At 65.8% G+C, this 20,522-nt stretch carries 18 protein-coding genes; 12 read left to right on the forward strand and 6 right to left on the reverse strand.

Going from position 1 to position 20,522, the window contains the following annotated elements:
* Nucleotides 1-41: 41 nt before the first annotated feature.
* Nucleotides 42-1,955 (forward strand): methyl-accepting chemotaxis protein, encoded by a 1,914-nt coding sequence (locus EA795_RS06640; RefSeq protein WP_122076264.1) that lies wholly within the window; start codon nucleotides 42-44, stop codon nucleotides 1,953-1,955.
* A gap of 102 nt (nucleotides 1,956-2,057) precedes the next feature.
* Here EA795_RS06640 and EA795_RS06645 read toward each other — a convergent pair whose 3' ends face one another.
* Nucleotides 2,058-2,471 carry a DUF192 domain-containing protein gene (locus tag EA795_RS06645; protein WP_122076266.1) on the reverse strand — a complete coding sequence of 138 codons (414 nt, stop codon included), beginning with the start codon at nucleotides 2,469-2,471 and terminating at the stop codon, nucleotides 2,058-2,060.
* 62 nt (nucleotides 2,472-2,533) lie between these two features.
* On the opposite strand from EA795_RS06645, the gene EA795_RS06650 reads away from it, so the two are divergent.
* Nucleotides 2,534-3,304 (forward strand): 3-hydroxybutyrate dehydrogenase, encoded by a 771-nt coding sequence (locus EA795_RS06650; protein ID WP_122076268.1) that lies wholly within the window; start codon nucleotides 2,534-2,536, stop codon nucleotides 3,302-3,304.
* A 5-nt stretch (nucleotides 3,305-3,309) separates the two neighbouring features.
* On the opposite strand, the gene EA795_RS06655 is transcribed toward EA795_RS06650, so the two are convergent.
* The 3 genes from EA795_RS06655 to EA795_RS06665 all read right to left on the reverse strand — a co-directional run bounded on the left by EA795_RS06655 (nucleotide 3,310) and on the right by EA795_RS06665 (nucleotide 6,563).
* Nucleotides 3,310-4,587 (reverse strand): cation:proton antiporter, encoded by a 1,278-nt coding sequence (locus tag EA795_RS06655; protein ID WP_122076270.1) that lies wholly within the window; start codon nucleotides 4,585-4,587, stop codon nucleotides 3,310-3,312.
* 55 nt (nucleotides 4,588-4,642) lie between these two features.
* Nucleotides 4,643-5,416: a DNA-formamidopyrimidine glycosylase family protein gene (locus EA795_RS06660; RefSeq protein WP_122076272.1), complete on the reverse strand. Its 774-nt coding sequence runs from the start codon at nucleotides 5,414-5,416 to the stop codon at nucleotides 4,643-4,645.
* A gap of 262 nt (nucleotides 5,417-5,678) precedes the next feature.
* Complete coding sequence (locus EA795_RS06665) at nucleotides 5,679-6,563, reverse strand: RluA family pseudouridine synthase (protein ID WP_122076274.1); 885 nt, start codon at nucleotides 6,561-6,563, stop codon at nucleotides 5,679-5,681.
* Between the two features lie 246 nt (nucleotides 6,564-6,809).
* On the opposite strand from EA795_RS06665, the gene EA795_RS06670 reads away from it, so the two are divergent.
* Nucleotides 6,810-8,615, forward strand: a complete 1,806-nt coding sequence (locus EA795_RS06670) for a thiamine pyrophosphate-requiring protein (protein ID WP_122076276.1) — start codon at nucleotides 6,810-6,812, stop codon at nucleotides 8,613-8,615.
* Between the two features lie 198 nt (nucleotides 8,616-8,813).
* Here the strand turns inward: EA795_RS06670 and EA795_RS06675 are convergent, their stop codons facing one another.
* Nucleotides 8,814-9,077: a PepSY domain-containing protein gene (locus EA795_RS06675; RefSeq protein WP_122076278.1), complete on the reverse strand. Its 264-nt coding sequence runs from the start codon at nucleotides 9,075-9,077 to the stop codon at nucleotides 8,814-8,816.
* A gap of 238 nt (nucleotides 9,078-9,315) precedes the next feature.
* Between EA795_RS06675 and EA795_RS06680 the strand changes: the two genes are divergently transcribed.
* The 5 genes from EA795_RS06680 to EA795_RS06700 all read left to right on the forward strand — a co-directional run bounded on the left by EA795_RS06680 (nucleotide 9,316) and on the right by EA795_RS06700 (nucleotide 12,779).
* The gene (locus tag EA795_RS06680; RefSeq protein ID WP_122076280.1) at nucleotides 9,316-10,095 is read left to right on the forward strand and encodes a DUF899 domain-containing protein; all 780 of its coding nucleotides are present in this window, start codon (nucleotides 9,316-9,318) and stop codon (nucleotides 10,093-10,095) included.
* Nucleotides 10,096-10,190: 95 nt separating this feature from the next.
* Nucleotides 10,191-10,499: a PepSY domain-containing protein gene (locus tag EA795_RS06685; protein WP_014854116.1), complete on the forward strand. Its 309-nt coding sequence runs from the start codon at nucleotides 10,191-10,193 to the stop codon at nucleotides 10,497-10,499.
* On the forward strand, nucleotides 10,499-10,804 hold the full coding sequence (locus tag EA795_RS06690) for a PepSY domain-containing protein (protein ID WP_122076282.1): 306 nt from the start codon (nucleotides 10,499-10,501) through the stop codon (nucleotides 10,802-10,804). Before EA795_RS06685 ends, EA795_RS06690 begins: the two co-directional genes overlap by 1 nt.
* Nucleotides 10,804-11,469, forward strand: coding sequence for a response regulator transcription factor (locus EA795_RS06695; protein WP_014854118.1), 666 nt, complete (start codon nucleotides 10,804-10,806; stop codon nucleotides 11,467-11,469). Before EA795_RS06690 ends, EA795_RS06695 begins: the two co-directional genes overlap by 1 nt.
* Nucleotides 11,466-12,779, forward strand: a complete 1,314-nt coding sequence (locus tag EA795_RS06700) for a sensor histidine kinase (protein WP_122076284.1) — start codon at nucleotides 11,466-11,468, stop codon at nucleotides 12,777-12,779. Before EA795_RS06695 ends, EA795_RS06700 begins: the two co-directional genes overlap by 4 nt.
* Nucleotides 12,780-12,792: 13 nt before the next feature.
* On the opposite strand, the gene EA795_RS06705 is transcribed toward EA795_RS06700, so the two are convergent.
* Complete coding sequence (locus EA795_RS06705) at nucleotides 12,793-13,008, reverse strand: hypothetical protein (RefSeq protein ID WP_014854120.1); 216 nt, start codon at nucleotides 13,006-13,008, stop codon at nucleotides 12,793-12,795.
* Nucleotides 13,009-14,065: 1,057 nt separating this feature from the next.
* On the opposite strand from EA795_RS06705, the gene EA795_RS06710 reads away from it, so the two are divergent.
* From EA795_RS06710 to cynS, 4 genes are all read left to right on the forward strand, one after another.
* Nucleotides 14,066-15,301 carry an exonuclease SbcCD subunit D C-terminal domain-containing protein gene (locus tag EA795_RS06710; RefSeq protein ID WP_122076286.1) on the forward strand — a complete coding sequence of 412 codons (1,236 nt, stop codon included), beginning with the start codon at nucleotides 14,066-14,068 and terminating at the stop codon, nucleotides 15,299-15,301.
* Nucleotides 15,298-18,942 carry an AAA family ATPase gene (locus tag EA795_RS06715; RefSeq protein WP_122076288.1) on the forward strand — a complete coding sequence of 1,215 codons (3,645 nt, stop codon included), beginning with the start codon at nucleotides 15,298-15,300 and terminating at the stop codon, nucleotides 18,940-18,942. The genes EA795_RS06710 and EA795_RS06715 overlap by 4 nt, the downstream gene beginning before the upstream one ends.
* Nucleotides 18,943-19,149: 207 nt before the next feature.
* Nucleotides 19,150-19,911 carry a phytanoyl-CoA dioxygenase family protein gene (locus EA795_RS06720; protein WP_122076290.1) on the forward strand — a complete coding sequence of 254 codons (762 nt, stop codon included), beginning with the start codon at nucleotides 19,150-19,152 and terminating at the stop codon, nucleotides 19,909-19,911.
* An 81-nt stretch (nucleotides 19,912-19,992) separates the two neighbouring features.
* Nucleotides 19,993-20,442, forward strand: coding sequence for a cyanase (gene cynS / locus EA795_RS06725; protein ID WP_058075213.1), 450 nt, complete (start codon nucleotides 19,993-19,995; stop codon nucleotides 20,440-20,442).
* Nucleotides 20,443-20,522 lie beyond the last annotated feature (80 nt).

The raw sequence follows: 20,522 nt of genomic DNA on the forward strand, positions 1-20,522 counted from the left end.
ACGATACTTGACGGCAGGTCCGCTGCCGGGAGCCCCCTTGCATGTTCGCCAATATCCGCATCGGTCAGCGCATCGCGATCAGCTTCGTGCTGTTGCTGATCGTGACCGTCACCGTCCTCGCTTCGCTGTTCTTCGGCCGCTTCGAGAATCTTCTGGCCGATGCCGAGCGCCGCGAGTTGCGCAGCATCGTCGATAACGTCAGCACCGCGATCGCCTCGGAAAGCCTCACCGCCGAGCGCCTTTCGGCACTGGTCGCCAGCGTTCCCGAGGTTCAGCAGGCGATGGCCGGGAACGACCGGCAGCGCCTCTCCGAGCTGTTCGTGCCCGGCTACCAGCAGTTGGCGAAGGACTACGGCCTGAGTCAGTTCCAGTTCCACAAGGCGCCGGCGACGTCCTTCCTGCGGGTGCACAAGCCGGCCCAGTTCGGCGACGACCTCTCCGCGATCCGCCAGACCATCGTCGAGACCAACAGCCGTCAGGCGCCCGTGCGGGGCGTGGAATCCGGCGTGGCCGGGCTGGGTATTCGCGGCCTGGTACCGGTCAGGCACGAAGGCCGTCATGTGGGCTCGGTGGAGTTCGGTCTGTCCTTCGGCCAGGCCTTCTTCGACACCTTCAAGACACGCTACGGCGTCGATGTGGGCCTGGTGCTGCGCGACGCAAACGGCGCTTTCGAAACCTTCGCCAGCACCTTCGAAAGTGGCGCCCTGATCAGCGACCGCCAGCGTGCCCAGGCCTTCGCCGGGCAGGACGTGCTCTTCCGGACGGACCTCGGCGAGCGGCCCCTGGCGATACTCGTCGCGGCGGTGCAGGACTTCTCCGGCAAGCCCCTGGGCGTGCTGGAAGTCGCCATGGACCGCAGCCATTACGCCGACGCGCTCGCGGACATGCGCAATACCGCGCTGATCGTCGCCGGTATCGCCATTGCCCTCGGCCTGCTCGTCGCCGCTCTCGTGGCGCGCGGCATCGTGCGGCCGATCCGCGTGGCGGTCGATGCGATGCGCGACATCGCCGCCGGTGAAGGCGACCTCACCCGCCGCCTGGAAGAGCGCGGGCGCAACGAGGTGGCCGAGCTGGGCCAGGCCTTCAACCAGTTCGCCGAAAAAGTGCGCCGGCTGGTCAGCGAAGTGGCGGGCTCCACGTCCCAGGTGGCCGCGGCAGCCGAGGAGATGTCGGCGATCACCGACGAATTCAACCGCGACGTCGCGCAACAGCGCCATGAGATCGAGCAGGTGGCCACGGCGATGAACGAGATGACCGCGACCGTGCAGGATATGGCACGCAACGCCGCCCAGGCCGCAGCATCGGCCCAGGCAGCCGACCGCGAAGCCCAGCAGGGCCAGCAGGTGGTGCACGAGACGGTCAGTTCGATCGAAAGCGTTTCGGTCGAGGTCGAACACACCGCCAGCGCCATCCAGCGCCTGGAAACCGACAGCCAGAGCATCAGCGCCGTGCTGGAGGTGATTCGCGGCGTCGCCGAGCAAACCAACCTGCTGGCGCTGAACGCGGCCATCGAAGCGGCGCGGGCCGGTGAGCAGGGTCGCGGTTTCGCCGTGGTGGCGGACGAGGTGCGCACGCTCGCCTCGCGCACCCAACAATCGACCCTGGAGATTCAGCAGGTGATCGAGCAGCTGCAATCCGGCGCGCGCAACGCCGCCGAGGTGATGCATCGCGGCAGGGCCCAGGTCGATTCCAGCGTGCTCCAGGCCCAGCAGGCCGGCAGTTCGCTGACCAGCATCACCAGCGCGGTGGCCAGCATCAGCGACATGAACGTCCAGATCGCCAGCGCGGCAGAGCAACAGAGCGCGGTGTCCGACGAGATCAGCCAGAACGTGGTGAACATCAACCAGGTGGCCGACCGGGTGACCGAGGCCGCCGGCCAGACCGCGCAGGCCAGCAGTCAGCTCGCCCATCTGGCGGCAGGCCTGCAATCGCTGGTGGGCCAGTTCAAGTATTGATCGAGGCAAACGGCAACGGTGGATGAGGCTGCGCCGTCATTCACCTGCGTCCCGTTCCGTAGGGTGGAAAACGGCCAATGGCCTTTTCCACCTGCGGCCGGACTATTGGCCCGGAATCCCCTGCACCCGTGCGCCCACGCCGATCCTCTGCTCCGCGAACCAGCCCCGGTTGACCTCCAGCGCATAGCGGGCCGGCTCCCGCGAGCAGCGGATCGCCTTGCTCAACGGCTCCAGGTCGATCAGATCGACGACCCTTCCCGCCTCGTCCAGAAAGGCGGCGGACAGCGGCAGCGGGGTGTCCTTCATCCACAGGCAGTGGCGGCGGAAATCGTCGAAGCGAAACAGCATGCCGCGATTCGCCGGCAGCTCGGTGCGCTCCATCAACCCGCGCTCCCGCTCTCGGGCGGTGACGGCATATTCGGCCTGCAGTTCGGCAGCGCCGATTCGCAGCGCCAGCAAGGACTGCGCCTGACCCAGCGAAGGCAGCAGCATCAGCAATAACAGGAAAACCGGCATCGGAGCCTCTCGAAACGCCAAGCAGTGCCTATCCTGTACTGCAAGGCAACGGAGGGACAAGCATGCGACTCGACGGCAAGACCGCTTTGGTCACCGGCTCCACCAGCGGTATCGGCCTGGGCATCGCACGGAAACTGGCCGCGGCAGGCGCGCAACTGATCCTCAACGGCTTCGGCGACAGCGACGCGGCGCAGGCCGAGGTGGCACGATTCGGTGGCCAGGTCGGCTTTCACCCGGCCGATCTTGCACATCCCGAGCAGATCGCCGAGCTGTTCGCCTACGCCGCCCGCGACTTCGCCGGAGTCGACATCCTGGTCAACAATGCCGGCATTCAGCACGTCGCACCGGTGGAGGAATTTCCGCCGGAGCGCTGGGACGCGATCATCGCGGTCAACCTGTCGGCCGTTTTCCATGCCACCCGCCTGGCGCTGCCGGGCATGCGCCAACGGGGCTGGGGACGCATCATCAACATCGCCTCGGTGCATGGCCTGGTGGGATCGTCGCAGAAGGCCGCCTATGTCGCCGCCAAGCACGGCGTGGTCGGCCTGACCAAGGTGGTGGCGCTGGAAACCGCCACCACCGACATCACCTGCAATGCGCTCTGCCCCGGCTGGGTACTGACGCCGCTGGTGCAGCAGCAGATCGACGAGCGCGCCCGGGCCGACGGCGATGTGCAGCGCGCCCGCCATGACTTGCTGGCCGAGAAGCAACCCTCGCTGGAATTCGTCACCCCCGAACAGCTGGGCGAGCTGGCACTGTTTCTCTGCAGCGATGCCGGCCGGCAGGTGCGCGGCGCCGCCTGGAACATGGACGGCGGCTGGGCCGCGCAATGACTGGGTCAGTGCGCGTCAGCCGCTTCCCTTTCGGGCTCGTTGCCATATAGCGAGCGCACCAGCGGCCCCACCGTCAGGCCCTGCAACAGGATCGAGACCAGCACGACGATGTAGGTGAGGTTGAGCAACAGGTCACGCTCCTCGCCCAGCGGCAGGGACAGCGCCAGCGCCACCGAAACTCCTCCCCGCAGGCCGCCCCAGGACAGGATACGAACGGTGCCGCGGGTGATCTGCCGATCGGCGCTGCTCCTCAGCTTGCGCAGCGCCATGATCATCGGCGCCACGGTGAGCACGCGCGACAGCAGCACCGCGCCGCCCAGCAGGAAGGCGGCCACCACGTGCAGCCAGCCGAACGGCAGGATCAGCAGTTCCAGCCCGATGAGCGCAAACAGCAACGCGTTGAGGATTTCGTCGATCAGCTCCCAGAAGCCGTCGACGTAGCGCCGGGTGCTTTCGGTCATCGCGGTCTTGCGGCCCTGGTTGCCGATGATCAGGCCGGCCACGGCCATCACGATCGGCGCCGAAACGTGCAGGTGCGTGGCGACGGCGGAGCCGCCGAACACCAGCGCCAGGGTCAGCATCACCGAGGGCTGATGTTCGCCCACCTGGCGCAGCAGGTAGAACACGCCGTAGCCCAGCGCGATGCCCAGCAGGATGCCACCGACCGCCTCCTTGGCGAACAGCAGGCCGAAGCCGCCCAGGGTCGGCATCTCCCCGAGACTCAGCACCCCCAGCAGGATGCTGAACAGCACCACCGCGGTGCCGTCATTGAACAGCGACTCGCCGACGATGGTGGTCTGCAACGGCTGGGGCGCCCCGCTGCTCTTGAGAATGCCCATGGCCGCGATCGGATCGGTCGGCGAAATCAGCGCGCCGAACAGCAGGCAGTAGATGAAATCGATATGCCAGCCGAACAGCTCGAAGATGAAGAAGGCCAGCCAGGCCACCACGAAGGTCGAGATCAGCACGCCACCAGTGGCCAGTATCCCGATGGGCCACTTGTAGCTGCGCAGGTCGTCGAGGTTGACATGCAAGGCACCGGCGAACAGCAGGGCTGGCAGGAACCAGGTCATCAGCACCGAGGAGAAATCGATGCGCCGCACGATTTCCTGCATCTCGGTTTCGAGAACCGGATAGCCCAGCGCCGAGAAACCCAGTGCGATCAGCGAGAGAACCAGGGCCGTCAGCATCACGCCGATGGTCGGCGGCAGGCGCAGGAAGCGGTAATTGATGTAGGTGAAGAAGGTCGTGAGGGCAATGAACGCCGCTGCGAGGTCAAGCATCGATGGGCTCCGAATCGGTAGGTGACTATCTTATCGCCGCCGATCTTCGTGCGTCTCAGACCTGTACCGGTTTTTCCGCATGGGCGTCGTCGCCATCGCCATAACGCTTCTGGCAGCGTTGGCAAAAGAACGCCCTGCGTTTGCTGCGTCCCAGCGCCTTGGCCTTGCTGAACGGGATGTTGCAGCGCGGACAGATATCCCGACCGTGTGCGAGCCAGTGCGCCTTGAGCGTGCCTTCGCGCTTGTACTGCAGGAACTCGAAGCTGTAGCGCCGCACGTCGGCCACCAACTCGCGCAATTTGCGTGGCGGCAATGCACCGATCGGCGACAGCGGATGGACGCGGATGCGAAACAGCACCTCGTTCTTGATGATGTTGCCGGAGCCGGCGAACAGCGTCTGGTCCAGCAGCGCGTCGCAGGCCAGCATCTGCGGATGCGCACGCAGGCGCTTGAGCGCCGCGCGCGGCGTCCAGCCGTCGGCCATGACATCGACGCTCCAGTCATAGGCAGCATCCAGAAGCCCCTCGATCGTCTGCACCGAACAGCCGTAGAAATTCAGCTCGCCATCGGCGAAGCCCAAGCTCAGGCGTGGCGGCGACTCCTTGCGCTGATTGATCCGGTAGCTGCCGAACAACAGCAGGTGGACACGCAGCGAGACATCCTCCAGCTCGATCAGGAAGTGCTTGCCCCAGCTGCGGAACGAGCGCACCGACTGGCCCACCAGGCGCGTCTTGTCGAGCTTGGCGCTGCCCTGCGCTCGCTCGATGGTCTGGCCGGTGAAGACAGCGGCTTGCTCGCGAAGAATGACGATGGAGGGACCTTCGGGCATGACGATCTCGCTTCGGTCGGACGATATCGTTACGACCGAAGGCGAACACGAAAGGTGCGCTCTGGGCGATCAGGAGCATTTCTGCCGGTGGCGCGGAAGCCCCAGGCACTGCGCAACCAGCGACAGGGAGCGACGCGGGCAACGTTCCCACGCGGATGATTGATGGCTCCCACGCTCCTGCGTGGGAGCCCCAGACACCGCGCAAACAACGACAGGAAGCAACGCGGGTGGCGTTCCCACGGGAGCCTGGGAACGAGCGATGTCACCACTCCAGCTGCAGCTCGCTCTCGAAACGACGCGGCTCGCCGGTCAGCGGATCATCGAATGCCAGCCCGCGCGCCAGCAGTTTCAGCGGCTGCGAATAGTCGTCCCGCTCGCGCAGGTTGCGCTCCAGCAGGTGCGGATAGAAGGGATCGCCACAGATGCCGGCACCCAGCGAAGCCATGTGCAGCCGCAGCTGGTGCTTCTTGCCACTGACGGGAAACAGCGCGTAGCGCCAGAACTCGCCACGGCGCTCCAGCACCTCGATGCGCGTCTCGCTGTTGGGTTCGCCCTCGCCTTCGCGCATCAGGAAGAACGGCTCACCCGGCACCATGCGCAATTGACGCCGCAGCGGGAACTGCAGATGCGGCAGCGCCGGGCAGATCGCCTCGTAGCGCTTGTGGATCGCCCGCTCGCGAAACAGCGCCTGGTAGGCTCCGCGGCTCTGCGGGTTGACCGAAAACAGCACCAGCCCGGCGGTCAGCCGGTCGATGCGGTGGATCGGCACCAGATCCGGGTTGCCCAGCCGTTTGCACAGCCGGGCCAGCAGCGTCTCCTCGACATATTCGCCGGCCGGCATCACCGAGAGGAAATGCGGCTTGTCGGCGACCAGCAGGTGTTCGTCGAGATGCAGGATGCGCTCTTGGAAGGGTACCGGCGTCTCGTTCGGCACCTCGCGAAAATAGTGGATGCGCAGGCCGACCCGGTAGGCATGCTGCGGGCCGATCGGTTGCTGCCGGGCATCCAGCACACGGCCACGCGCCATGCGGTCCAGCCAAGTCGCCCGGTCGATCGCGGGAAAGTGATCGCACAGGCAGTCGAGCACCGTGCGCCAATCGCCGGCTGGCAGATGCAAGGTGCTCGGGCGGGAGTTGGAAGCGGACATGGTGCAAGAACGGCCGGCGATGGAACAGGGTCGCCGATGATACCCGCTCTCGCGCCGAACCCGCGCGGTTCACGACAGCCGCGTGCAGCCCACACGATGCTCGCCGCGAACACGGTGGGAAACCCTCGCCGCCTGGTCCGGTCCAGAGTAGACATCGGGCCGCGAAGAGCGCGTCCAGCGCGCCTCCGGTGGACCAGCCTTCCCTTATGGCTGAATGGCTTTCAGCCCTGCTCAGACGAGGTTTCCATGGCGATGACGGTCGGCGACTTTCTTGTTGAACGCCTGTACCAGTGGGGCGTGCGGCGCATCTACGGCTATCCGGGCGATGGCATCAACGGTGTGTTCGGCGCGCTCAACCGGGCCAACGGCAAGATCAGGTTCATCCAGGCCCGCCATGAGGAAATGGCGGCGTTCATGGCCGCCGCCGATGCCAAGTTCGGTGGCGGCCTGGGCGTCTGCATCGCCACCTCCGGCCCCGGCGCCTCGCACCTGCTGACCGGCCTCTACGATGCGCGCATGGACCATATGCCGGTGCTCGCCATCGCCGGCCAGCAGGCGCTTGCCGCCCTGGGCGGGCATTACCAGCAGGAATTGGACCTGCCGGCGATGTTCAAGGACGTCGCCGGCGCCTTCGTCCAGCAGGCCAGCGCGCCGGCGCAGGTGCGCCATCTGGTCGACCGGGCGATTCGCATCGCCGTCGGCGAGCGCAGGGTCACCGCCATCATCCTGCCCAACGACCTGCAGGAAGCCGAATACAGCGAGCCGCCCCGCGCCCACGGCACCCTGCACTCCGGCATCGGCTACACACGACCGAAGATGGTGCCCTACGAGGCCGATCTGCAACGCGCGGCCGAGGTGCTGAATGCCGGCGAGAAGGTGGCGATCCTGGTCGGCGCCGGCGCGCTGAGTGCCACCGATGAAGTCGTCGCGGTCGCCGAAAGGCTGGGCGCCGGCGTCGCCAAGGCGTTGCTCGGCAAGGCCGCGCTGCCGGACGACCTGCCCTGGGTCACCGGCGCCATCGGCCTGCTCGGCACCGAGCCGAGCTACAAGCTGATCACCGAATGCGACACCCTGCTGATGATCGGCTCGGGCTTTCCTTATTCCGAATTCCTGCCCGAAGAAGGCCAGGCGCGCGGCGTGCAGATCGACCTCAAGGCCGACATGCTCGGCCTTCGCTACCCCATGGAAGTCAACCTGCATGGCGACGCAGCCGAGACCCTGCGCGCCCTGTTGCCGCTGCTCACGGAGAAGACCGAGCGTAAATGGCGTGGCGAGATCGAGCAGTGGCGCGCCGACTGGGAAGAAAAGCTCGAGGCGCGCGCCATGGTCGCGGCCGACCCGATCAATCCCCAGCGGGTGGCCTTCGAGCTGTCGCCCCGGCTGCCCGACCAGGCGATCATCACCAGCGACTCCGGTTCCTGCGCCAACTGGTACGCGCGCGACGTGAAGATCCGCCGCGGCATGATGTGCTCGCTGTCGGGCGGTCTGGCCTCGATGGGCGCCGCCGTGCCCTATGCGATCGCCGCCAAGTTCGCACACCCCGAGCGCCCGGTGGTGGCGATGGTCGGTGACGGCGCGATGCAGATGAACAACATGGCCGAACTGATCACCGTGGCCAAGTACTGGCAGGAATGGCAGAACCCGCAGTGGATCTGCTGCGTGTTCAACAACGAGGACCTCAACCAGGTCACCTGGGAACAGCGAGTAATGGAAGGCGATCCGAAATTCGAAGCCTCGCAGAACATCCCCAACGTGCCCTATCACCGCTTCGCCGAATCCATCGGCCTCAAGGGTATCTACGTGGATCGTGAAGACCGGGTGGCCGCCGCCTGGGAAGAGGCCTTCGCCGCCGACCGCCCCGTGCTGCTCGAATTCAAGACCGACCCCGACGTGCCACCCCTGCCGCCGCACATCAAGCTGGAACAGGCGAAGAACTTCGCAACCACGCTGCTGCACGGCGACCCGGATCAGGGCGGCATCATCAAACAATCGGCCAAGCAGCTGCTCGGCAAGGTCATGCCGGGGCAGAAAAAGAACAAAGACAAGGAATGACGGGCGGGGCGAGCGGGGCATCATCGGCGGGAGTTCGGCGGAAGCCCCCAGCCAACGCCCGGAGTTGCGAATGAGCAGTTCTACGAAGCTGTTCGTGCGGGCTGCGCTTCTTCGCAGCGACTGACATGAACAGGGCGCGCTATGCACACCGAAGCCAATCGATATGCATAGCGCGCCCTGGAGAGAATCAAGCCGGAATCAGTCTTCCTTGTCCTTGAGCACTTCACCGGTCCTGCCATCGAGCTTGAACTCGTACTTCTTGCCGTCCTGCTTCAGGCCCTCGCCCTCCCAACCATCGTTGTCGGCTTCGATGCCGTGCACCTCGGTATACCCAGCGGCCTTGATCTTTTCCACGGCCTGCTCGAGGGTGATCCAGTCGGCGCCAGGCTTGTCCGCCGCGAAAGCGGCACCGGAGCCCAGGATTGCAACAGCGAACGCGGCGGTAAGGGTCTTGTTGTACATCTGAGTCATCCTTCTGCGTCAAAGAAAAGGGTGAGCCACCGTTGCGGCTCGTACTGATTACGAACGCGACGCCAATGTGGAAGTTCCAAAAGCCGCGCCCTGCACAGCCGGCGGACAGCCGAGAGATTCGCAGGGCCTGTCGATTTCGCCGAGCGTCATTCGACCTAGATTCAAGGGGTCATTGCCGCGCGACCATGGCCCGCCGCAGCGTCCTGTCGTCGCGCCACTGGAGGTATCCATGACCAATCATAAGGTTGTCTCCGAGCAGGACTGGCTGGCCGCCCACAGCGCCCATCTGCTCGCCGAGAAGGAAATCACTCGCCAGCGCGATGCACTCAGTGCAAAACGCCGCCAGTTGCCGTGGCGACCTATCGAGCAAGACTATTTGTTTCATGACGCTGATGGCCCGGTTCGCCTGAGCCAGCTGTTCGACGGGCGCAGTCAGCTGGTCATCAAGCACTTCATGTTCGGCCCCGACTGGAATGAGGGTTGCGTCGGCTGCTCGTTCGAGATGGATCACATTCAGGGGGCGCTGGTGCATCTGGAGCACCACGACGTGAGTTTCGCAGTCGTTTCGCGGGCTCCATTCGACAAGCTCGACACCTTCCGCCGGCGCATGGGCTGGCAGTTTCGCTGGGTGTCGTCTGCCGACAGCCGCTTCAACCAGGACTTTCACGTGTCCTTCGAACCCGAGGACATTGTCGAAGGCAAGGTTTTCTACAACTTCGCCTGGCAACCTTTCGTCTGCGAAGAGCTGTCCGGTTTCAGCGTGTTCTACCGAGACGAGCGGGGCGACATCTTCCACACCTTCTCTGCTTATGGCCGCGGCGCGGAAGAACTGCTCGGCACCTACGTCTTGCTCGACATGACGCCCAACGGCCGCAACGAGCACCCGCGTGGCAATCTGACCGACTGGGTACGCCACCACGACCGCTATGACAATGATTCAGGTGTGGCCCCCAGCGGACGCCCCGAATCCGATAGCGTGGGTTGCTGCCACGACCGCAAACGAGAATGAGTGACAGGCATCCTGTGGCTGACGCGGCGTTCAGTTTCAGTTAAGCCGCACCCCTTAACCTGCGAAGCGTCGAAACCAACCACAGGAAACTCATCATGAAAACGCTCGCTACGCTGTTCACTGCCGCCACCCTCGCCGTCACCGCCAACCTGGCCCTGGCCAAGGACATCGGCCCGGACGAAGCCCTTCGCCTGCGCGACGCCGGTACCATCCAGTCCTTCGAGAAGCTCAACGAAGCGGCCCTGGCCAAGCACCCCGGCTCCACCATCGAGGACACCGAACTGGAAGAAGAGTACGGCCGCTACGTCTATCAGCTTGAATTGCGCGACGGCAAAGGTGTGCAATGGGACATCGAACTCGACGCCAAGACCGGCGAAGTGCTGAAGGATCAACAGGACGACTGATGCGTGCCCCTCTTCTGCTGACACTACCCCTGGCTCTGCTGCTCGCCGCCACCCCGGCGGCGAGCCGCGACCTGGGCCAAGACGAGGCCCTGCGGCTGCGCCGTGAGGGCCTCATCATGCCGCTGGAAACCCTGCTGCAGCAGGCGCTGGCGCGCTATCCGGGGGCCAGCCTGCTGGAAGCGGAACTGGAAGAGGACGACGGCATTTATATCTACGAAATCGAACTGCTCACCGCCGACGGCGTCGCCCGCGAACTGGAACTGGACGCCCGCGACGGCCGCCTGCTCAAGGACGAGGAAGACTGATGCGCCTGCTTCTGGTCGAAGACAACGTAGCGCTGGCCGACGAACTGATCGCCAGCCTTGGCCGCCAGGGCTACGCCACCGACTGGCTCGCCGATGGTCGCGATGCCGACTATCAGGGCAGCAGCGAACCCTATGACCTGATCGTGCTCGACCTGGGCCTGCCCGGCAAACCGGGGCTCGAGGTGCTGCGCGCCTGGCGCGCCCGCGGCCTGGCCACCCCGGTACTGATCCTGACCGCGCGCGGCTCCTGGGCCGAGCGCATCGAGGGGCTGAAGGCCGGCGCCGACGATTACCTGACCAAGCCCTTCCACCCCGACGAACTGCTCCTGCGCATTCAGGCCCTGCTGCGCCGCGCCCACGGTCTGGCCAACCAGCCACTGCTACAGGCCGGCGGGCTGGAACTGGACGAGGCGCGCCAGTGCTGCCGGCGCAATGGCGAGGACATCCAGCTGACCGCTGGCGAATTCCGCCTGCTGCGTTACTTCATGCTGCACCCGGGCCAGTTGCTGTCGAAAACCCAGCTCACCGAGCACCTCTACGACGGCGAGAGCGAGCGCGACTCCAATGTCATCGAGGTGCACGTCAACCGTCTGCGCGGCAAGCTCGGCCGCGAACTGATCGAAACCCGCCGCGGCCAGGGCTACCGCTTCGGCGCGAGCGCTTGAAGTCCATCCAGCGCAGCCTCAGCCTGGGGCTGATCGCCGGGCTGCTGGTGGTCGCTCTGCTGCTGGTGCAAACCAGCCTGTGGTTGTTCGAGGCGGGCCTCAAGCGCAGCCTGGCGAACGATCTGCGCGAAGAAACCGAAGGCCTGCTGATTGCCATCGTCAAGGGCCCGGACGGCATCAAACTGGACACCCAGCGCCTCAATCCACGCTATCAGCGACCTTTCTCGGGCCATTACTTCCGCATCGAACTGCCGGATCGAACCTGGCGCTCACGCTCTCTCTGGGATGCCGTTCCCGCATGGCCGGAAACCTCCGGCCTGGCGGCCGAACTGCTGGAAGGCCCGCAACGGCAGCGCCTGCTGGCGTTTAGTGCCGAATACAGGCGCGACGGCCAGCCGATCGTCATCAGCGTGGCGCAGGACTACACGCCAATTCTCGATAGTTTCGCGCGGGTACGCCTGAGCGGGCTGGGCCTGGTAGGCGTGGCACTGCTGGTATTCCTGCTGCTGCAACGCTACGCCATGACCCTGGCCCTGCGCCCACTGGAGCGCGCCCGCCAGCAGATCGCCCAGTTGCAGCAAGGCCAGCGCCAGCAGCTGGACAGCCAGGCACCCGTGGAACTGCAACCGCTGGTCGCGCAGATCAACCACCTGCTGACGCAGACCGAGGAAACCCTGCAGCGTTCGCGGCATGCGCTGGGCAACCTCGGCCATGCGCTGAAAACCCCGCTGGCCGTGCTGGGCAGCCTGATACAACGCGAGGAGCTGGCCGCGCACCCGCAACTGCACGCCGCGCTGCAGGAACAGCTCGGGCAGATCCAGCAGCGCATCAGCCGCGAGCTGACCCGTGCCCGCCTGGCCGGCGACGTGCTGCCCGGCGCCCATTTCGACTGCGCGGCCGAACTGCCGGCGCTGCTCGATACCCTGCGCATGATCCATCAGCGCGACATCCAGCTGCGTTGGACGGCGCCCAGCGACTGCCGGCTACCCTGGGACCGCGAGGATATGCTGGAGCTGCTCGGCAACCTGCTGGACAACGCCTGCAAATGGGCGAATTCGGAGGTCGTGCTGAGCATCGAACGCAGCGCGGCTGGCTATCGGCTGCGGGTCGACGACGATGGCCCCGGCATCCCCGCAGCCGAGCGTGCGCTGGTGCTCGACCGCGGCACCCGCCTGGACGAGCGCGCCGAGGGACACGGCCTGGGGTTGGGTATCGTGCGGGATATTCTCAGTGCCTGGGGCGGCACGCTGTCGCTGCAGGACAGCCCGCTCGGCGGCCTGCAGGTGCAGATTGAACTGCCCGTGAGGTAAGCGGTAGATTTCGTTACTGCAATCTCGCCAGCTCGTTACGCATGTCTTCGAGCATGGTTTCGACCAGCAGGCCATTCTGCACCTGGCGGCCGGACATCATGCGGGTGGCCACGGCGCCGCTGCTCCTGAAACCGACGCGAACCACGAGATAACCATCGGACTGGGGCTCGACGCGCGTCGAGTAAACATCGGGAAAGTGGTCGGCGAGGTGACGAGAGAGGGTTTTCATGGAGCGTCTCATGCGTTGAGCCTGACTCAATGACCTTGTATTTCACTTGGAGATTCCAACCGTTCATCGGCTGACACTCAGTCGTCATACGAATGCAACCTTCTTGGCGTGAAAGCCTCGCTGTCGCCCTGCGTCCGTCCATTCGCTCGCTTGAAGCATGGGGTGAATGCCGGTAGTTTCGGCGGCCCCTATGGGGCGTTGCGAATCGGGCCGGAGGGGCTCCGAGCGCTGAAATCATTTCCGAGGTGAAATACGTGTGATAGCGGCGCATATCCTTAGCGGGCCTGTGACTATGCATGGTGCGGCCCGGCCGTTCGTGTTCGACGTGGCGCATGCCTCGGCCCGAAGTGCAGGTTGCGCCTTGCACGGCGCCTCACTTTTCTTTGCACGCGCAAAGAAAAGTAAGCAAAAGAAAGCGCGCCCCTTCATGCGGGTCCGCCCGCTGCGCAGGCGGACTTCCCTCGCTCCATCGCCGCTCCGGGGGCCAGCGTACAAGGGCCATCCATGGCTCTTTATCGCGGGGAGGCCTAATCCTTTCGCGGCATCCATGCCGCTCACTCCCCTACACGACGATTCCACTCGGCCTCCTACAAGGGGCATTCGGAGTCGCCTGTTAGTCAGTGCATCGAGAGAAGCAAAGCAAAGCAAAGCCGGCATCGCTTCTTCCAGGCAACTCGGACCCGGTTCCCCTTCAGGAGGCCGAGCGCAGGCATTGCGCAGGCGGACGCGAGGCATGGACGCCGAGCGAGGAACGAAGGGGCAGGGACGCCCCTTCGTGACGTGCCCCCGGAGCAATGCCGGAGAGAGGGTAGTCTGGTCGCACAGCGACCAGACCCGGATGCAGGGGTGGCCTTCTTTTTGGTTACTTTTTCTTGGCCAAACAAGAAAAAGTGACGCGCCGTGCAAGGCGCAACCTGTACTTCCCGCCAAGGAAAGTGTGACGACCGAATACACAGCGTCGCGCCACACGCCATCACGAGTTCCCTCACCCAACGAACAGCGCACCCGGCTTTGCACCGTGGCGCTTCCTACTTCGCTCACCGAGAGCCTTTAGCGAATGCGCCTGATCCACACCTCCGACTGGCATCTCGGCCAAACCCTCCACGGCCAGGACCGCGACCACGAACACACCCAATTCCTCGCCTGGCTCCTCGACCAGCTCGTCGCCCACAAGGCCGACGCCCTGCTCATCGCCGGCGACGTCTTCGACACCGTCAACCCACCGTTGAAAGCCCAGGAACGCCTCTACGACTTCATCGTCCGCGCCCACGAGCGCCTGCCGCAGCTGGATATCGTGATGATCGCCGGCAACCACGATTCCGGCGGGCGCATCGAGCTGCCCGGGCCGCTGATGAAGCGCCTCAACGCCCATGCCATCGGCCGCATCAGCTGGATCGATGACGGCCAGCTCGACCATGATCGCCTGCTGGTGCCACTGCACGACGCCAGCGGCAAGGTCGCTGCCTGGTGCCTGACGCTGCCCTTCCTGCGCCCCGCCGAAGTCACCGGTCTCGCGGGCGGTGACGACTACATGGTCGGCATCCGCAGGGTGCACGAACGGCTGATCGCCGCCGCCGAAACCCTGCGTCAGCCCGGCCAGGCGCTGGTCGCCATGAGCCACGCGCACATGGCCGGCGGTGCGGTGTCGGAGGAATCCGAGCGCAACATCGTCATCGGCAACGCCGAAGCGCTGCCGGCCAGCCTGTTTCCCGAGGCCGTCGCCTATGTCGCCCTCGGTCACCTGCACAAGCCGCAGCAGGTCGCCAGCCAGGCGCGCATCCGCTATAGCGGCTCGCCGCTGCCGCTGTCCTTCGCCGAGGTGAATTACCCGCATCAGGTGTTGCTGGTGAACTTCGAAGGTGAACAGCTCGCTCGGATCGAAAGCCTGCCGGTACCGCGCGCGGTGGAGATGATCCGCATCGGCCGCGCGCCGCTGGCCGAGGTGATCACCGCGCTGGAAGCACTGCCGACCATCGGCCTGTTCAGCGAGAACCTGCCCTGGCTGGAAGTGCGCGTGCTGCTCGACGAACCGCTGCCGGACCTGCGCCAGCGCATCGAAACGGCGATCACCGGCAAGGCCTGCCGGCTGGTGCGCATCGCCAGCGAATACGCCGGCCGGCGCGGCGAGGCGGACTCGGAGGTGCTGGTCGGGCTGGACCAGATCAACCCGCAGGAGCTTTTCGCCCGCGCCTGGGAAGAACAGTTCGGCAACCCGCCGGACGAACAGGCGCTGGACGACTTCGCCAAGCTGCTGCAACAGGTCGAGTTCGCCAGCGATGAGGTGGGCCAATGAAGATCCTCGCCATCCGCCTGAAGAACCTCGCCTCGCTGGCCGGCGAACAGGTCATCGACTTCACCGCCGAGCCCCTGGCCAGCGCCGGGCTGTTCGCCATCACCGGGCCGACCGGCGCCGGCAAGAGCACCATTCTCGATGCCTTGTGCCTGGCGCTGTTCGGCAGCACGCCGCGTCTCGATGGCGCCTCGCTGCTGAGCAAGGTGCCGGATGGCAGCGATGAGATCGGCAGTGGCGACGAACGCAACCTGCTGCGTCGCGGTTGCGGCAGCGGCTACGCCGAGGTGGACTTTGTCGGCGTCGATGGCCGGCGCTATCGCGCGCGCTGGGAAGTGAAGCGCGCCCGCGAGAAGGTCGACGGCCGCCTGCAGGCCAGCAGCCAGAGCCTGCTGGACCTGGACAGCGAGCAGTTGCTGGCCAGCGGCAAGAAACGCGAGTTCAAGGAACTGCTCGAAGCCCGCCTGGGCCTCACCCTGGCACAGTTCACCCGCGCCGTGCTGCTGGCGCAGAGCGAGTTCTCCGCCTTCCTCAAGGCCGACGACAACGAGCGCGGCACGCTGCTGGAAAAGCTCACCGACACCGGCCTCTACAGCCGCCTCGGCCAGGCCTCGTTCGAAGCGGCCAAGCGCACCCGCGAATCCCTCGCCCAGCTGCAACAGCAGCTCGGCGGTTTGCAGCCACTGGAAGCCGAAGCACGGCAAGCGCTCGAAGCCCGCCATGGCGAGCAGCAGGACGCGCTGAGAAGCGCGCAGCAACAGCTCAAGACCCTGGAGCAGCAACGCCAGTGGCTGGCCGATCTGATGCGCCTGCAGCACGAACGCGATACCGCCCAGGCGCAGTTGCAGGAAGCCGAAGCGGAGCAGGAAAACCTGGCGGACGCCCGCCGCATCCTCGCCCTGTTCGAGCAACTGGCGCCACAGCGTCATCGCTTCATCCGCCAGGACGAGCTGCAGCACGCGCTGACCAAGGTCGAGGAGACGCTGGTTCGGCATCAGACCGCTGCTGAGCGCCTGCAAGATCGACTCACCGCTCTCGAGCAAGGCTGCCAGCAAGCCGCGACGCAGTTGCAGAGCGCCGAACAGGCGCAACGCGAAGCCGAACCCCGGCTCGCGCAGGCGCGTCGCGACGAGGAACGCCTGCAGCACCTGACGGCCGACCTCGCGCCGATCCGCCAGGAGGCGGCGCAGATCGAGACGAGCCGCCTCGATACCGAAGCGCGTCTCAAGCAGCTGAACGACCGGCAGCAACAGGGCGCGCAACACCTCGCCGAACTGACCGCACAGCTGGAAACCAGCACCGGACTGCAACCCCTGTGTGCGGCCTGGGACGGCTATCGCCCGCGCCTGCAACAAGCCGTACAGCTGGCCGCACGCCTGCAACAGGGCCGCACCGAACTGCCAGGACTGGAGCAGCGCGCGCAGACAGCCGAAGCCGAGCAGAACCAGGCTCGCGCCGCCCTGGATGAGCTGCAACGACAGCTCGGCAGCGAAGCCGGACCGGGTGAACAACTCGCTCGGCTCAACCAGCAACTGGCGCAATGGCGCCAGGCCGAACGCGATGTCGAAGCCTTGCAGACTGCCTGGAGCAGCCAGCAGAACCTGCTGGCGCGCCGGGCCGAACTGCAGCGCGAATGCAGCCGCCTGCAGGCCGAGCAGGAAAATCTGATTCCTGCCGGCAAACAGGCCCGCAACGAACGCGATGCGGCCGAGCAGGCGCTCAAGGTCACGCTCGATCTGCTCGAACGCCAGCGGCTGGCCCGCAGCGAAAATGTCGAGGCATTGCGGGCGGCGCTGGTGCCGGGCGAGCCCTGCCCGGTGTGCGGCAGTGGCGAGCACCCCTGGCACCAGGCCGATGCACTGCTCGCGGCCTTCGATCAGCAGGACGAAAGCGAGGCCGAACGCGCCCGCCAGGCCCTGCAAGCGCAGGATCTGCATCTGCAGGAATTGCGTGACCACCACACTGTCCTCGCCACCCGTCTCAAGCAGGCCCAGCAGCGCCACGCGGAAATTGCCGCCGAGCTGGATGCGCTGGCGCCGCGGCTGGACGCATCGCCCCTGTACGCCAGCCTGCTGGCGCAACCCGACGCCGAGCGTGCGGGCTGGCTGAGCGCCGAATTGAGCACGCTCGGCGAACGCATCGCCGGCGCCAGCCAGCGGCAGAACGAACTGCTCGAGCTGCAGCAACGCAGCGAAGCCCTGCAGCAGGCCTGGCAAACGGCACGTGAAGCCTGCGTACAAGCGGCGCAGCAGCTCGCCCAGCAGCGCGACGCCCTCGCCCGCGACAACCAGCGGCTGGAGGAGGAACTGGCGGCATTCGCCGGCTTGCTGACGGACGCGCAGCTGCTGCAATGGCGCGAGAACCCGGCGCAGACCTTCATGGCGCTGGACGGCGACATCTCCACCCGCCTGCAACAGTTGCAGGCCCAGGCGGAACAGGTCGAAGAGCAGCGCCAGCGCCAGGAAAAACTCCAAGCGCTAGCGCTCGAACAACAACATCTCCAGGAGAAACAGACGGCCTGCGCCGCACGCCTCGCCGATCGCGAGAGCCAGCTGCAAGCCTGCCGGCAAAGCCTGCGCGCCAGCCTCGGCGAGCAGGCCAGCGCCAGTCACTGGCAACAACAGCTGGAAGCGGCGACCCAGGCGGCGCGCGAGCGACAGGCCAACGGCGAACGCCAGCTCAACGAGACCCGGGTCGAACTGGCCCGTCTGACCAGCGAACAGCAGAGCTGCCGCGAGCGTCGCGACGAGTTGCAGCGCGAGGAGGTCAACCTGCGCGACGAACTCGCCGCCTGGCGGGCCGCGCACCCTGAACTGGACGACGCTACATTCACCCAGTTGCTGCACATGGACGACGGCCTTCTCGCCGAAGCACGCCAACGGTTGCAGCACAATGCCGAAGCCCTCACCCGTTGCCGCGAGCGCCTAGAAGGTTGCAGCCAGCGCCTCGCCGCACACCAGGCGCAACATCCCGAGGTGCCGGATGCGGACGCGCTGGAACGGCGATACGACGAGCAGGCGATGAGCTGCGAGCAGGCCGACCAGCGCTGCGCCGAAACCCGCGCGGCGCTGATCGATGACGACAATCGCCGTCATCAGAGCCAGGCGCTGCTGGCGCAGATCGACACGGCCGGCGCCGAACACCAGCGCTGGGCGCGCATCGCTGCGCTGATCGGATCGAGCGACGGCGGCGCCTTCCGCAAGATCGCCCAGGCCTACAACCTCGACCTGCTGGTGCAGCACGCCAACGTCCAGCTGCGCCAACTGGCCCGGCGCTATCGACTCAAGCGCGGCGGCAGTCCGCTGGGGCTGCTGGTGATGGATACCGAAATGGGCGACGAGCTGCGCTCGGTGCATTCGCTGTCCGGCGGCGAGACCTTCCTCGTCTCCCTGGCACTGGCGCTGGGCCTGGCTTCAATGGCGTCGAGCAAGCTCAGGATCGAATCGTTGTTCATCGACGAAGGCTTCGGCAGCCTCGACCCCGAGTCGCTGCAGATCGCCATGGACGCGCTGGACTCGCTGCAGGCCCAGGGACGCAAGGTGGCGGTGATCAGCCACGTGGCGGAAATGCATGAACGCATCCCGGTGCAGATCCAGGTGCAGCGCCAGGGCAATGGGCAGAGTGGTTTGAAGATCGTGGGCTGAGCCACTTGTCGATGGTGATGTGATGGTGCCCACTCTCCCCGACGCAGAGCGCCGGCACAAGCGTTCCCACGCAGGAGCATAGGAACGATCAAACCACACCGCTCCTGATGGTGCCCATGCTCCTGCGTGGGCACCCTGCAAACTAACGCCGCGAAGCGTTTTCCACCGGCTGGCGTCACATGGGAAACCGACGTTGCGAGGCAGGACATGCACGACACTACCCTCACCGCCCAACGGCTCGATGCGATGCACCGCGACGGCTTCGTGCTGCTGTCCGGCGTGCTCGCCCCCGCGAGGATCGCCGAGTTGCGCGAGGCCATCGACCGGCTGACGCCGATAGGCCTGGATTATCAAGGGATGCTCGACGACCACTACAAGTGCGTCTTCAACCGCTCGCCCTTCTGGCTGCAGTTTCTCGACCTGCCGGAGGTGATCGAGCTGGCCGAGGCGGCGCTGGGACCGGACTGCCACGTCATCGGCCAGACCGCCTGGCGCAACCGGCCGGGCTTCATCGGTGGCGACTTGCATGCCGATTATCTGGTGATGACGCTCCCGGAACGCCTGCTGGCCGACCCAGCCTTCGAGCTGCCGATGCAGGTCTGCACCGCGCATCTTTATCTGGATGACATCGACGCCGACCTCTGCCCCACCCTGGTGATCCCCGGCAGCCACCGCGCCGGGCGCAAACCAGAGGCGGGAGAAACCCACTGGCACGGACGCGTGGCCGAGCCGGTGCTGTGCAAAGCCGGCGACGTGCTGTTCTTTCGCAGCGACCTCTGGCACGCCGGCAGCCGCAACCGCAGCGCCGACCGCAGCCGCTACCTGCTGCAGGTGCACTACGGCCGGCGGATGGTGGCGCAGAAGTTCTCACCCTACTTGAACTTCAGCTTCAACCCCGAGGTGCTGGCCGCCGCGTCGCCACGCCAGCGGCGCCTGCTGGGCGAGCACGAACCGGCTGAGTACGACTGACTGGCACGGCACCTGCTACGGATCGCTGGACAGCGCCGCACCCCGCGGCCGCGTCCAGCCGAACCCGAGAGGTAATGCCACATGATTAGCAGCCGCGACCAGGTAACCCAGATGATCATCGCCGCCAAGGTGCGCAAGGGCCTGAAATGGACCCACGCCGCCGAGGCCATTGGCCGTTCCAAGGAATGGACCACGGCTGGCTGCCTGGGCCAGATGGCCTTCGACAAGCCCCAGGCCGAAGCCCTGGGCAAGCTCTTCGAGCTGCCCGACGAGGCGGTCGCCTGGCTGCAGATCGTGCCCTATAAAGGGTCACTGCCCAGCGCCGTGCCCAGCGATCCGCTGATCTATCGCTGGTACGAACTGGTGAACGTCTACGGCACCACGATCAAGGAACTGATCCATGAGGAATTCGGCGACGGCATTATGAGCGCCATCGACTTCTCCATGGATATCCAGCGCGAGCAGGACCCCAAGGGCGATCGCGTCAACGTGGTGCTCTCGGGCAAGTTCCTGCCCTACAAGAGTTACTGAGCCATGGGGGCGGTACGGATTTCGCCGGCGCCATGCTGCCGGCTGGGGGCTTTGTGACTCGCCAGCCAGTCGATTTCGAG

The organism is Stutzerimonas nitrititolerans, from assembly GCF_003696285.1.
Classification (GTDB): Bacteria; Pseudomonadota; Gammaproteobacteria; order Pseudomonadales; family Pseudomonadaceae; genus Stutzerimonas; species Stutzerimonas nitrititolerans.

Excerpts from the sequence above, each read along its gene's own strand:
- EA795_RS06645 (WP_122076266.1), bottom strand. The coding sequence starts at position 2,471 with ATGCCGGTTTTCCTGTTATTGCTGATGCTGCTGCCTTCGCTGGGTCAG.
- EA795_RS06685 (WP_014854116.1), top strand. The coding sequence starts at position 10,191 with ATGAAAACGCTCGCTACGCTGTTCACTGCCGCCACCCTCGCCGTCACC.
- EA795_RS06640 (WP_122076264.1), top strand. The coding sequence starts at position 42 with ATGTTCGCCAATATCCGCATCGGTCAGCGCATCGCGATCAGCTTCGTG.
- cynS (WP_058075213.1), top strand. The coding sequence starts at position 19,993 with ATGATTAGCAGCCGCGACCAGGTAACCCAGATGATCATCGCCGCCAAG.
- EA795_RS06680 (WP_122076280.1), top strand. The coding sequence starts at position 9,316 with ATGACCAATCATAAGGTTGTCTCCGAGCAGGACTGGCTGGCCGCCCAC.
- EA795_RS06650 (WP_122076268.1), top strand. The coding sequence starts at position 2,534 with ATGCGACTCGACGGCAAGACCGCTTTGGTCACCGGCTCCACCAGCGGT.
- EA795_RS06675 (WP_122076278.1), bottom strand. The coding sequence starts at position 9,077 with ATGTACAACAAGACCCTTACCGCCGCGTTCGCTGTTGCAATCCTGGGC.
- EA795_RS06655 (WP_122076270.1), bottom strand. The coding sequence starts at position 4,587 with ATGCTTGACCTCGCAGCGGCGTTCATTGCCCTCACGACCTTCTTCACC.
- EA795_RS06690 (WP_122076282.1), top strand. The coding sequence starts at position 10,499 with ATGCGTGCCCCTCTTCTGCTGACACTACCCCTGGCTCTGCTGCTCGCC.
- EA795_RS06705 (WP_014854120.1), bottom strand. The coding sequence starts at position 13,008 with ATGAAAACCCTCTCTCGTCACCTCGCCGACCACTTTCCCGATGTTTAC.
- EA795_RS06695 (WP_014854118.1), top strand. The coding sequence starts at position 10,804 with ATGCGCCTGCTTCTGGTCGAAGACAACGTAGCGCTGGCCGACGAACTG.
- EA795_RS06660 (WP_122076272.1), bottom strand. The coding sequence starts at position 5,416 with ATGCCCGAAGGTCCCTCCATCGTCATTCTTCGCGAGCAAGCCGCTGTC.
- EA795_RS06720 (WP_122076290.1), top strand. The coding sequence starts at position 19,150 with ATGCACGACACTACCCTCACCGCCCAACGGCTCGATGCGATGCACCGC.
- EA795_RS06665 (WP_122076274.1), bottom strand. The coding sequence starts at position 6,563 with ATGTCCGCTTCCAACTCCCGCCCGAGCACCTTGCATCTGCCAGCCGGC.
- EA795_RS06670 (WP_122076276.1), top strand. The coding sequence starts at position 6,810 with ATGGCGATGACGGTCGGCGACTTTCTTGTTGAACGCCTGTACCAGTGG.
- EA795_RS06715 (WP_122076288.1), top strand. The coding sequence starts at position 15,298 with ATGAAGATCCTCGCCATCCGCCTGAAGAACCTCGCCTCGCTGGCCGGC.
- EA795_RS06710 (WP_122076286.1), top strand. The coding sequence starts at position 14,066 with ATGCGCCTGATCCACACCTCCGACTGGCATCTCGGCCAAACCCTCCAC.